The organism is Streptomyces sp. AF1A (assembly GCF_047340315.1).
Taxonomy (GTDB): Bacteria; Actinomycetota; Actinomycetes; order Streptomycetales; family Streptomycetaceae; genus Streptomyces.
Window position 1 is genome coordinate 1 of record NZ_JBLEBI010000204.1, and the last position, 11646, is coordinate 11646.

Annotated in this window: 13 protein-coding genes; 8 read left to right on the plus strand and 5 right to left on the minus strand. The window is 72.1% G+C overall.

Annotated elements, in window-relative coordinates; all coding sequences use genetic code 11:
* Nucleotides 1-361: 361 nt before the first annotated feature.
* Genes ACLU3S_RS32305 through ACLU3S_RS32315 form a run of 3 tightly spaced genes read left to right on the plus strand, consistent with a single transcriptional unit; the run spans nucleotide 362 to nucleotide 2285 of the window.
* Nucleotides 362-1450, plus strand: a complete 1089-nt coding sequence (locus tag ACLU3S_RS32305; RefSeq protein ID WP_413955530.1) for an S-(hydroxymethyl)mycothiol dehydrogenase — start codon at nucleotides 362-364, stop codon at nucleotides 1448-1450.
* Entirely contained in the window at nucleotides 1450-2079 is a 630-nt protein-coding gene (locus tag ACLU3S_RS32310; protein ID WP_413955531.1) for an MBL fold metallo-hydrolase, read from the plus strand. The genes ACLU3S_RS32305 and ACLU3S_RS32310 overlap by 1 nt, the downstream gene beginning before the upstream one ends.
* Nucleotides 2058-2285 carry a hypothetical protein gene (locus ACLU3S_RS32315; protein ID WP_413955542.1) on the plus strand — a complete coding sequence of 76 codons (228 nt, stop codon included), beginning with the start codon at nucleotides 2058-2060 and terminating at the stop codon, nucleotides 2283-2285. Before ACLU3S_RS32310 ends, ACLU3S_RS32315 begins: the two co-directional genes overlap by 22 nt.
* Here the strand turns inward: ACLU3S_RS32315 and ACLU3S_RS32320 are convergent.
* Together ACLU3S_RS32320 and ACLU3S_RS32325 are read right to left on the minus strand one after the other, a co-directional pair.
* Nucleotides 2243-2779, minus strand: coding sequence for a hypothetical protein (locus tag ACLU3S_RS32320; protein ID WP_413955532.1), 537 nt, complete (start codon nucleotides 2777-2779; stop codon nucleotides 2243-2245). The genes ACLU3S_RS32315 and ACLU3S_RS32320 overlap by 43 nt on opposite strands.
* 36 nt (nucleotides 2780-2815) lie before the next feature.
* Complete coding sequence (locus ACLU3S_RS32325) at nucleotides 2816-3148, minus strand: helix-turn-helix transcriptional regulator (protein WP_413955533.1); 333 nt, start codon at nucleotides 3146-3148, stop codon at nucleotides 2816-2818.
* Between the two features lie 131 nt (nucleotides 3149-3279).
* Between ACLU3S_RS32325 and ACLU3S_RS32330 the strand changes: the two genes are divergently transcribed.
* The gene (locus ACLU3S_RS32330) at nucleotides 3280-3717 is read left to right on the plus strand and encodes an STAS domain-containing protein (RefSeq protein WP_413955534.1); all 438 of its coding nucleotides are present in this window, start codon (nucleotides 3280-3282) and stop codon (nucleotides 3715-3717) included.
* 505 nt (nucleotides 3718-4222) lie between these two features.
* Nucleotides 4223-4918 carry a L,D-transpeptidase family protein gene (locus tag ACLU3S_RS32335; protein WP_413955535.1) on the plus strand — a complete coding sequence of 232 codons (696 nt, stop codon included), beginning with the start codon at nucleotides 4223-4225 and terminating at the stop codon, nucleotides 4916-4918.
* Between the two features lie 19 nt (nucleotides 4919-4937).
* Here ACLU3S_RS32335 and ACLU3S_RS32340 read toward each other — a convergent pair whose 3' ends face one another.
* Nucleotides 4938-6140, minus strand: a complete 1203-nt coding sequence (locus ACLU3S_RS32340; RefSeq protein WP_413955536.1) for a Gfo/Idh/MocA family protein — start codon at nucleotides 6138-6140, stop codon at nucleotides 4938-4940.
* A 124-nt stretch (nucleotides 6141-6264) separates the two neighbouring features.
* Here ACLU3S_RS32340 and ACLU3S_RS32345 point away from each other — a divergent pair, with 124 nt between their 5' ends.
* Both ACLU3S_RS32345 and ACLU3S_RS32350 read left to right on the plus strand, forming a co-directional pair.
* Nucleotides 6265-7413, plus strand: coding sequence for an ROK family protein (locus ACLU3S_RS32345; RefSeq protein WP_413955537.1), 1149 nt, complete (start codon nucleotides 6265-6267; stop codon nucleotides 7411-7413).
* 100 nt (nucleotides 7414-7513) lie between these two features.
* Entirely contained in the window at nucleotides 7514-7699 is a 186-nt protein-coding gene (locus ACLU3S_RS32350) for a hypothetical protein (RefSeq protein WP_413955538.1), read from the plus strand.
* A gap of 97 nt (nucleotides 7700-7796) precedes the next feature.
* Here the strand turns inward: ACLU3S_RS32350 and ACLU3S_RS32355 are convergent, their stop codons facing one another.
* Together ACLU3S_RS32355 and ACLU3S_RS32360 are read right to left on the minus strand one after the other, a co-directional pair.
* Entirely contained in the window at nucleotides 7797-9170 is a 1374-nt protein-coding gene (locus ACLU3S_RS32355) for a S1 family peptidase (protein ID WP_413955539.1), read from the minus strand.
* 138 nt (nucleotides 9171-9308) lie between these two features.
* Complete coding sequence (locus tag ACLU3S_RS32360) at nucleotides 9309-10139, minus strand: SAM-dependent methyltransferase (protein ID WP_413955540.1); 831 nt, start codon at nucleotides 10137-10139, stop codon at nucleotides 9309-9311.
* Between the two features lie 361 nt (nucleotides 10140-10500).
* On the opposite strand from ACLU3S_RS32360, the gene ACLU3S_RS32365 reads away from it, so the two are divergent.
* On the plus strand, nucleotides 10501-11646 hold a 1146-nt coding region (locus ACLU3S_RS32365), incomplete at its 3' end, for a glycosyltransferase (RefSeq protein WP_413955541.1).

Consider the following 11646-nt stretch of genomic DNA (forward strand, 5'->3'; position numbering starts at 1 on the left):
CGCCGCCCGCAGCGCGCAGACGGCTGGACGGGCCTACGGAGCCCGGCCGGCGGCGTCGGCGTATGCGTCCCGGCATCCGCGAACAGCACACTGTTCAGCGGCAGTGCCCGGTACGGGTCCGGACGCGTACACACCTCGTCCGGCGTCCGGGCGACGACCGGGGCGGCCGTCGCGCGTTCCTTCGGCCGGATCCCTCTGTTGTCCCTCCCGACGTCCGCCGAAGCCGCCGGGCGAGCCCGCGCCGCGCACCGTGCCGCCGGCCGCCGGAAAGATCCACGATCACCGCAGTGTGGTCGTGCCCGCTACTCCTCGGTCGCGCGTAGGGTCGGCAGCGAAGGCAATCGACGGAAGGGGCCAGACCATGGCGCAGGAAGTACGCGGCGTGATCGCACCGGGCAAGGACGAGCCCGTGCGGGTCGAGACCATCGTGGTGCCGGATCCCGGGCCCGGCGAAGCCGTCGTGCGCGTCCAGGCCTGCGGGGTCTGCCACACCGACCTGCACTACAAGCAGGGCGGCATCTCCGACGACTTCCCCTTCCTCCTCGGACACGAGGCCGCCGGCGTCGTGGAAGCGGTGGGCGAGGGCGTCACCGACGTGGCGCCCGGCGACTTCGTCGTCCTCAACTGGCGTGCCGTCTGCGGCCACTGCCGGGCCTGTCTGCGCGGCCGCCCCTGGTACTGCTTCGACACGCACAACGCGCGGCAGAAGATGACCCTGGCCGGCACCGGCCAGGAACTCTCCCCGGCCCTCGGCATCGGCGCGTTCGCCGAGAAGACCCTCGTCGCGGCCGGTCAGTGCACCAAGGTCGACCCGGCCGTCTCCCCGGCGGTCGCCGGCCTCCTCGGCTGCGGCGTGATGGCGGGCATCGGCGCCGCGATCAACACCGGGAACGTCGGCCGGGGCGACTCGGTCGCCGTCATCGGCTGCGGCGGTGTCGGGGACGCGGCCGTCGCCGGGTCGTACCTCGCCGGCGCGAACCGGATCATCGCCGTGGACATCGACGACCGCAAGCTGGAGAAGGCCCGCACCCTGGGCGCCACGCACACCGTCAACTCCAAGGAGACGGACCCCGTCGAGGCGATCCGCGAGCTGACCGGCGGCTTCGGCGCCGACGTCGTCATCGACGCCGTCGGCCGACCCGAGACCTACAAGCAGGCCTTCTACGCCCGTGACCTCGCCGGCACCGTCGTCCTCGTCGGCGTCCCCACCCCCGAGATGAAGCTCGAACTGCCCCTGCTGGACGTCTTCGGCCGCGGCGGCGCCCTGAAGTCCAGTTGGTACGGCGACTGCCTTCCCTCCCGCGACTTCCCCATGCTGATCGACCTGCACCTGCAGGGCCGGCTGCCGCTCGACGCGTTCGTCACCGAGACCATCGGGCTGGACGAGGTGGAGAAGGCGTTCGAGCGGATGCACCAGGGCGACGTGCTGCGCTCGGTGGTGGTGTTCTGATGACCGTGCGCATCGAACGCCTCGTCACCTCCGGGCAGTTCACCCTCGACGGCGGCACCTGGGACGTCGAGAACAACGTGTGGATCGTCGGGGACGAGCGGGAGGTGATCGTCATCGACGCCGCCCACGACGCCGAGGCCATCGCCCGCGCCGTCGACGACCGCCGCCTCACCGCCATCGTGTGCACCCATGCCCACAACGACCACGTCAACGCGGCGCCGGAACTCGCCGACCGCACCGGCGCCACTATCTGGCTGCACCCCGACGACCTGTCGCTGTGGAAGATGACCCACCCCGACCGCGATCCCGACCGGCACCTCGTCGACGGCCAGGTCATCGAGGCGGCGGGCACCGACCTGACCGTCCTGCACACCCCCGGGCACGCCCCCGGTGCGGTCTGCCTCTACGACCCCGCGCTCGGCGTCGTCTTCACCGGCGACACCCTCTTCCAGGGCGGCCCCGGCGCCACCGGACGCTCCTACTCCCACTTCCCGACGATCATCGACTCCATCCGGGACCGGCTCCTCACCCTCCCGCCGGAGACCAAGGTCCTCACCGGCCACGGCGAGGCCACGACGATCGGCGCCGAGGCACCCCATCTGGAGGAGTGGATCGCCCGCGGCCACTGACCGCGGACTCGCCCGGCGCCGCACACCCGCCCGCCGGGCGGCCCCTCTCCGGCGGTGGCATCGCCCGGCTGGACGCCTTCACGGACCTGGACGGCAGCCGCCCCGACGCCTGGCACCACCTGGTCGAGGCACGGGACGCGGGCAGGCCCGGGGAGACCAGGGGCTACCGCCCGCCGCTCAGCGGCAACGGCCAGCGGGCCGGGTGACCCGGCGGCAGCGCCAGGTCCTCGCGCACGGCCGCGTAGTAGCCCTCGCGACCGGCGCGCTGCCGTTCCAGCAGTTCCCGCCACGCCTCGGGATCGCGGGTCCGCTGCCTCACGAACCGCTCCATCTCCAGCAGCGTCACGACCCACACCCGGGCCTTCTCCACCACCTCCCGGCTGCCCAGCAGAAGCAGCGCCTCCCCGGCCGGGTCGCGGCCGAGCTCGGCCTCGGCCAGCAGCGGTGCTGCCTCCTCCGGTGAGAGCGGGTGCGGATGCGGATCGTTGCCGAGGTGCGCGGCGACCCGGTACGTGAGCGAGACGGCCTTCTTCAGCGTGCGCGCGTAGTCCGTGTAGACCGCCAGCCGTCGCTCCTCCCACCGGGCCGCCTGCTCGCGCCGGAACCGGGCCTGGTCTCCCCGCATCGCCGCCAGGTACGAGCCGAGCGCGCCGATCACGACGCCGATCAGGGCGGGAAGTTGTTGTATGAACGCGGTCATTCGGAGAAGCGTAGGCGAGGCGGTGCGACCAGGCCCTCACTTCTGTGACGGGGCGGAGCGGTGCGCCTCGTCGTAGGCCAGCAACGACAGGAGCGAGGCCACGGTGAGCCCCAGCCCGGCTTCGGCGGGGTGGCGAAGGATCTTGCTGGGATCGATCCGGTAGGTGTTGCCGCGGCCCTCCCGGGTGTGGGACAGGTAGCCGTCCCGCTCCAGATCAAAGATGATCTTCTGCACCGCGCGCTCGGTGAGTCTGCAGTGCGCCGCGATGTCACGGATGCGGGCGTTCTGGTTGTCCGCGATGGCGGCGAGGACGCGGGCGTGATTCGTCAGAAACGTCCATCCGGTGTGGGGCTCAGGCACTCCATCCATGCTCCCAGTTTACCGACTCCGCGTTCATGCACTCAAAAACACGTACTACATTTCATGCATCGGCTGACGTACATTGGGGTCGCGGGGGACCGTGGAAGCGGACCGCGACGCGCAGATGAGGGAGTGAGCCCATGCATGACCCCGACCGCCGTGCCCGCCGCCTCGTCACGTCGGGTCCGGCAAGTCCAGCAAGCCGGGGAAGCCGCCCGAAGCGGCTGCCTGCCGGCCGGGCGGTCGTCGCGTACACCTGGGACGGACCCCGGATCGGTGTGGAGATCATGGGCGAACTCGACCTGGACTCGGGAACTCGGCTCCGCGACGACCTGGTCGAGGCGCTCGCCAGGTCGGCCCGCGGTCTCGAACTGGACCTGAGCAGGCTCGACTTCTGCGACTGCGCCGGCCTCGGCGTCCTGATGGAACTGCGGCAGCGCGCCGGGCGGCAGGGCAAGACAGTGGTCATCCGGGCCGCAGGCCGCGTGGTCGACCGGCTGCTCACCCTCGTCGGAGCCGAGGAACTCTTCGCGGCGCCGGGCTCGCCGCCGGCGCGGACGCCGTTCGGCACGGCGTAGTGTGCCGCGCGGTCGCCCGTGTGCTGCCCGAGGAGTGGCAGGCCGGACAGGCGGACGAGTTCATCGACGTCTCCCGCACCGCCACGCATGCGATCTGCGCTGCTTCGGCCCTCTCGTGCGTCCCGGCGGCCGGCCGCTCGTCGTGGCCGGCACGGCGGGTCGGTCCGCCTCGGCACGGCCCTGCCCCGGCGTGCGACGGCACCCCTCCGGTGGAACAGGGCCGCATGCCGGCACCCTGAGCGACCGCCTCACGCGCGTCCGCACGCCGTGAGGGGAGGGGCCCGCGCGGCGGGTGCGACCGGTGCCCGCGGCGGGAACGCTCCCTTGCCCCGGCGTCTGCAAGATGCCTGACCGGCGGGCGGAGTTCACCGTTTCGTCACAGCCCGGCCGGAACCACAACCCCGGAACCCCCGCACATGTCTAGTAGTCCGAGATCCTGGGCATCGCGCAGGGGTGCGCCCGGGCGGGATCGTCGCGGGCGCGAGGGGAGAAGGGGAGAGGTCGTATGGGGGACATACGCAGACGGGGTGTCGTCGTGCTGGGGGTCACCGGGCTGGTGGCGCCGCTCACGCTCGCCTTCACCGCGGCTCCGGCACAGGCCGCGAGCTGCACCACGCAGGCGGGGCCGTACCAGAAGAAGGTGGAGAAGTTCCTCGGCCGGCCGGTGGACGGCAAGCAGTCCGCCGCGGACTGCAAGGCCATCAAGGCATTTCAGGACAAGCACGGCATCACGCCCGACATCGGCTACGCGGGTCCCGTCACCTGGGGCGTGATGGACCTGATGAACAAGCAGAAGGCGGTCGGCAGTACGCCCAACAAGGACGGCAAGTGCCCGGTGAACAAGGGCCGGATCGCCTGCGTGAACCTCACGCTCCAGCTCAGCTGGATCCAGGACGGCAAGAAGCTGGTCTACGGTCCGGTGCCGGTGCGCACCGGACGCAAGGGCTACGTGACCCGCACCGGACTGAAGAAGATCTACTGGCGGGACATCGACCACGTCTCCACGCTCTACAACGTGCCGATGCCCTACAGCCAGTTCTTCGACGGCGGCGAGGCCTTCCACTCGGTGGGCCTGAGCATGTGGAACCCGCCGGGCTCGCACGGCTGCGTCAACATGACCACCAAGGACGCCAAGAAGTACTGGTCGCTGCTGAAGACGGGCGACGACGTCTTCGTCTACGGCCGCAAGCCGGGCACCTGAGCCGTCGCCCGCCCGGCCGTCACATCTTCGGAGCGTCCCCGAAGTCGGGGATCGCCAGCCGGACCCCGCCCTGCCGCGCGGACTCGTGCGCGATGATGCCCGGCAGGGTGTAGCGGGCGGCGACCCACGCGTTCACCGACGGCAGGGTGCGCGTGGCGACCGCGGTGACGAAGTCGTCCACCAGGAAGTGGTGGCTGCCCTCGTGCCCGTTGTGCAACCCGTCGAACTCGCGCGGCAGCCGGGACCGGTCGTGCACCGGAGCCGCACCGGAGGTGAAGGCGGCGCGCAGCTCCGGTGCGACGTGCTGCAGCGAGGGATCGTCGGGGGAGAGGGTGGGCCTGGGCTCCAGCAGCTCACTGATGTCCTTCACGCCGTTCTTGTCCTGCCACAGCGCCACCGTCGCGAGCTGCTCCATGCTGGCCTCCGTACCGAAGAACCGGAACCGGGACTCGCGGATGTGCGAGGGATAGCCGACCCGCCGGAACTCGTTCGTGCGGAACGAGCCGCCGCCCGCCACCTCGAAGAGAGCGGTCGCGTTGGACACGTCGTTGTCGAAGCGGCTGACCGAGCGGTCGAAGACGCCGTCACCGCGGTCGTCCCGCACACCGATCGCCGAAACGCTCACCGCGTGCGTCTGCCAGGCCCCGAGCACCCCGCCGATCGCGTGCGTCGGGTAGAGCAGCGGGGGATAGCTGGCGGTCTGCTTCCAGTCCTCGCCGCCGCTGTACCGGTACGCGTCGTAGAAGCCCAGGTCCATGTCGTGGACGTAGTCGCCCTCGGCGTAGAAGAGCCGGCCGAAGGCGCCCTCGGCGATCTGGTTGCGGGCGTGCACGGTGGCCGGGTGGTACTGGCTGGTCTCGCCCATCATGTACGTCAGCCCGGTCGCCCGGACGGCGTCGATGATCGCGGCGATCTCCTCCGTGGTGATCGCCATGGGGACGGCCGAGTACACGTGCTTGCCCGCGTTCAGCGCCCGCAGGACCAGCGGGCCGTGCGTCCAGCGCTGAGTGAAGATCGCGACCGCGTCGACGGCCGGCGACTCCAGCATCGCCTCGTACGACGGGAAGGTGCCGGCGAGCCCCTGCTCGGCCACGAGCCGCTCGGCCCGCTCGGGCAGCAGGTCGGTGACGTGGACGTCACCGACGCCAGGATGGGCGTGGAAGAGGGAGGCGAACTGGCCGGAGAACTGCCCGGCGCCGACGATGCCGAGGGAGAAGGTCATGCCGGTTACTTTTGCCGTGGAAGAATCATTGCGTCAAGAGGGCGTCCTCCGACGATCGATGCGGGTGTCGCGCCCGGTACAGTGCCGTCGTTACTTCTGATTCGGAAGAAAAGGGGCCGCTCGCATGTCCAACTGGTTGCCGCTGAGCCCCGCGGAGCGCTCCGTGGCGATCGAAGTGCTGGTGCACGGGCCGCTGTCCCGGACCGAGCTGGCCCGCCGGCTCCGGCTCTCGCAGGGCAGTCTCACCCGGCTGACGAAACCGCTCATCGAGTCGGGTCTGCTCGTGGAGGCCCAGGCGGCGGGCGGGGCGGCGGAGGGCCGGCAGGGCCGCCCGTCGCAGCCCCTGGACGTCGTCGCCGAGTCCCGCGCCTTCCTCGGCTTCAAGATCACCGCCGACACGGTCTACGGCGTCGTCACCACCCTGCGCAGCCGCGTCGTGGACCGCCTCGACCGCCCGCTCACCGGTCACGACCCGGACGCCGTCGCCGGGCTGCTCGCACGGATGACCGCCGAACTGGCCGCCCGCCACCCCGCCGTGGCGGGCATCGGGATCGGCGCCGGCGGCCTGGTGCGCGAGCAGGCGGTGATCGCGGAGTCGCCGTATCTCGGATGGCGGGACGTGCCGCTCGCCGCGCTCGTCCGGGAGCGCACGGGGCTGCCGGTCGTGGTGGAGAACGACGTGGCCGCGCTCGTCGAGGCCGAGACCTGGTTCGGGGCCGGCCGGGGACTCGACCGGTTCGTCGTCCTCACCATCGGCGCGGGCATCGGCTACGGGCTGGTGCTCGGCGGCAGGCGGGTGCCGCACGACGAGGAGGACCGCGGCTTCGGGCGGCACTGGATCATCGACCCGTACGGTCCGCTCACGCCCGACGGCGCACGGGGCAGCGCCGTGTCCTTGCTCACCATCCCCAGCATCGAGTACCAGATCCGCGCCGCGACCGGCCGTGACACCGCCTACGAGGAGATCCTCCGGGCCGCCGCCCGGGGCGAGCCCATGGCGTACCGAGTGATCGCCGAGGCCGCCCGCGCCCTCGGCGCGCTCGTCGCGCAGATCGCCAACTTCGCGATGCCGCAGAAGATCCTGCTCGCCGGTGAGGGCGTGGGCCTGATGGATGTGGCGGGGGACACGGTCCGCGAGACCGTCCGCGCACACCGGCATCCGCTCGCCGCTCCGGTGGCCCTGGAGACGAAGGTCTCCGACTTCCACGACTGGGCGCGCGGCGCCGCCGTGCTGGCGATCCAGGTGCTGGTGCTGGGTGAGGGTCGGGTGTGAACTCCCCTGCGGCGCTTGACACATTGACGTGATGAGCAACACGGTCCGGTATGTCCGTATCGGGCATACTTACTCACGGCGCCTTCACCTCGATCGGCATATGCTTCACAGCATGTCCACCACTGTTGAAGCCGCCTCCGAGCGATCGGCCGCGGAGGTCAACGAGGAGATCCGGGCCCTGTGGCGCCGGTCGGGCGGGACACTGACCACCGAGCAGCGCGCGGAGTACCAGCGCCTCGTGATGGAGTGGGCCGCCGCGGCCCCGAGGTCGCACCGGGCGGCCTGACCCACCCGGCGCGCACCGCGCCGTACCGGCCCGGGCACCCGTGAGCGACGGGTGCCCTTCTCGTACCGCCTCACGGCAGCGGTCCGCCGACGTGCCGTCAGCCCCACATCGCCGAGTAGTGCCGCTGGTAGGCCTTGCGGTCCTGCTCGGCCCTGATGTACCGGGTCGCGACCAGCGCGATCAGACTGCCCGCGGCGACCAGCAGCCCGGGGCCGACGTTCCGGGTGTCGGTCAGCCGCGCCAGCAGCGTCGTGCCCTCCGACGCGCCGGTGACCGGCGCCGAGGAACCCGGCGAGGCCGCGCTGGGCGCCACCGCCGCCTGCGAGGCCGACGGCGCGGGGGAGGGGGCCGCGCCCTGCCCATTGCCCGGGGCCGAGACGATCAGCCGGACGCCGAGCGCCGACAGCGCCTTGGTCACCGGCTGGAAGAACGTCGTCCCACCGGTCGTGCAGTCACCACTGCCGCCGGAGGTGACGCCCAGGGCGATGCCGTCGGAGAACAGCGGGCCGCCGCTGTCGCCGGGCTCGGCGCACACGGTGGTCTGGACGAGTCCGGTGACCGTGCCCTCGGGGTAGTTCACGGTCGCGTTCAACGCGGTGACCTGGCCGTCGTGCAGGCCGCTGGTGCTGCCGCTGCGGAACACCCGCTGCCCCACCGCCGGATCGGCGACCCCGGTGATCCGCACACCCTTGCCGCCCCCGATCGCGACGACGCCGGCCCCGTCGCCCGCCTTCCCGGAGGCGTACTGCACGAGGGAGAAGTCGTTCCCGGGGAAGGCGCTGCGAACCGTCCGGCCGAGCTGCTGGTTGCCCTGGTTGTCGGCGAACCACGTCGAACCCGCGGGGCCGCAGTGGCCGGCCGTGAGGATGAAGTCGCGCTGCCCGTCGGTGACGTTGAACCCCGCCGAGCAGCGGCCCGAGGTCGACAGGATCGGCAGGGCGCCGTTCAGCCGCGGGGTGAAGGTGCCCTTCGCACGCTCCATGTGCACGAACGTGCCGATCCGCGCGGCGAGACGGTTCATCCGCGACCAGTCGGCGGCGGGCACCGTGCTGTCGGCCTGGACCACGACCTGGTTGGTCCGGTAGTCCACCGCCCACGCGGTGCCCGGCACCCGCGGGGCCGAACGCAGCGTCTGCGTCGCCGACTTGAGCTCGTTCATGCTGTGCCGTACGACCTTGGCCTCCGCGCCCGCCTGCCGTACCGCCTGCGCGGCCGCGTCGTCGGTCACCGCCACGACCGGCCGCCCGTCGGTTCCGATCCAGTTGCCGGCCGTCCGGGCCGTGCCGAGCCGCGCCACCAGCGCGGCCCCGGTGTCCTGCCCGGCAGGGGCCGAGGCGAACGTTCTCGCGGAGGCCGGTGGGGTCTCGCTCGCCATGGCCGCCTGGGCGATCATCGCGCCGCCCAGAAGGAGTCCGCCGACCGCCACCAGCCGTGTCATCCGCCGGACGAGGCGTCGTCGTGCGTGCCGCATGCATGGCTCCCGAAGCCGAACCCGAACGCGCGACACCCCCGCGGGCGTCGCGGGGCCCCCGGGTCGTCGAGGGCCCGCTCCTCCATACGCGGCCCGGCGCGACGGCGTTCACCGCCGGCACCGAACTCCTCGGCGCGGTCAGTTCTTCCGGGCCACCCCGCCGAACATGGCGACCTCCGCCGGCTCGCCCGCCTGGCTCTCGTCCGGGCGCCAGCGCGAGCAGGAGACCACCCCGGGCTCCAGCAGTTCCAGGCCGTCGAAGAACCGCGCGACGTCCTCGGGGGTGCGCTGGGTCAGCTTCGGGGTGCCGTGCTCGTTCCAGAACGCGACCGCCTCGTCCACGTCCGGCATCGACGGGTGGGTGACGGTGTGCGACAGCACCAGGTGGCTTCCGGCCGGCAGCCGCTCCGTCAACTGCCGCACAAGGCGGTACGGATCCTCGTCGTCGCCGATGAAGATGACCACGCCGAGCAGCATCAGCGCCACCGGCTCGCTGAAGTCCAGTGTCTTCGCGGCGTGTTCGAGGATCGCGTCCACATTGCGCAGGTCCTCGTCCAGATAGTCGGTACGGCCCTCGGGCGTGCTCGTCAGCAGGGCGCGCGCGTGCGCCAGCACCAGCGGGTCGTTGTCGACGTACACGATCCGGGACTCCGGCGCGATGCGCTGGGCGACCTCGTGCGTGTTGTCGGCGGTCGGCAGCCCGGTGCCGACGTCCAGGAACTGGCGGATGCCCACCTCGCCGACCAGGTGCCGCACGGCCCGGCCCAGGAAGAGCCGGTCGGCGCGCGCGTACTCCCCGATGCCCGGGTGCAGTTGGCGTATCTGGTCGCCGGCCGCGCGGTCGACCTCGTAGTTGTCCTTGCCGCCGAGCCAGTAGTTCCAGATCCGGGCGGTATGCGGCTGGCTGGTGTTGATGCGGGCACGCAGCGACGAGGCCACGTCGTTGGTGGCTGCCGGATTGTCGGTCACGTGGGTCAGCTCCCGGGTGCCTAGGGCGGATAAGGCTACAGCGTTCACCACGCAATCTAGACGCCCGAGTTGATCTCTGTGGCTGGTTCGGGAGGTCCGCGTCCCGGCGTCCGCGGCGGCCGAGCGAGGGCGGCCCGGCGCCGGACGGAAAGGCGGGCCGGAAAAGGCCGGCCGGAGAGCACGACCGGAGGGCCCGGCCGGAAAGGGCCGACCGGAAAGGGACCCGGAGAAAAGAGAAGGCAAGGAGACACTCCTTGCCACTCTCAACATATAGCGCACAGGGGGGCTTGCGGCAAGACCTCCCATATGCCGCAGCATGGTCCGCCGATGCCGGAACCTGTGGAAACGGGGTATGTGGGATATGCGTGTGGTGTTGTCGACGTGGGGCTCCCGCGGGGACGTGGAACCGCTGGTGGCGCTGGCCGTGCGGTTGCGGGAACTCGGTGCGGAGGTGCGCGTGTGCGCCCCGCCGGACGAGGAGTTCGCGGCGCTGCTGGCCGGTGTCGGGCTGCGGCTGGTGCCGCTCGGCCCGTCGGTGCGCTCGGTGGTGACCGGCGAGCGGCCGCCGAGCGCGGCGGACGCCTTCCGGCTGGCGCCCGAACTCGTGGCCGCGCGGTACGAGACGCTCGCCACGGCGGCGGAGGGCAGTGACGTGCTGCTGGCGACCGGCCTGATGCCGGCCGGCGCCCGTTCGGTGGCCGAGAAGCTGGGCATCCGCTACGTGTACGCCTGCTTCCACACGCTCGGCCTGCCGTCGCGGCACTTCCCGCCGCCGAGGCGGCCGGGCACGCCGTCCCCGCAGGACGAGACCGACATCAAGGTGCTGTGGGAGCAGGACGCCCAGCGCGTGAACGCGCTGTACGGCGAGGCGGAGAACCGCCACCGGGCGGCGCTCGGCCTGCCGCCGGTGGACAACGTCCGCGACTACGTCTTCACCGACCGGCCCTGGCTGGCGGCGGACCCGAACCTCGTCCCGTGGCAGGACATGACGGACCTCGATCTCGTGCAGACCGGGGCGTGGATCCTGCCGGACGTGCGTCCGCTCCCCGACGAGCTGGAGGCGTTCCTGGCCGCCGGGGCGCCGCCGGTGTACGTGGGCTTCGGCAGCATGGCCATGCACGCCGCGAGGGACCTCGCCGAGGTGGCCGTCGAGGCGGTCCGTGCGCACGGCCGCCGGGTGCTCCTCGGCCGGGGCTGGGCCGGCCTGGCGCCGATCGACGGACGGGACGACTGCTTCGTCGTCGGCGAGGTCAACCACCAGGCGCTGTTCCGCCGGGTGGCCGCCGTCGTGCATCACGGCGGCGCCGGCACCACGACGACGGCCGCCGTGGCCGGGGCGCCCCAGGTGGTGGTCCCGCAGATCGCCGACCAGCCGTTCTGGGCCGCCCGGGTGGCCGAACTCGGCATCGGGGCGGCGCACGACGGGCCGGCGCCGACGATCGACTCCCTGTCGGCCGCGCTCACCACGGCCCTGGCCCCCGACACCGGGGCGCGGGCGGTCGCCGCG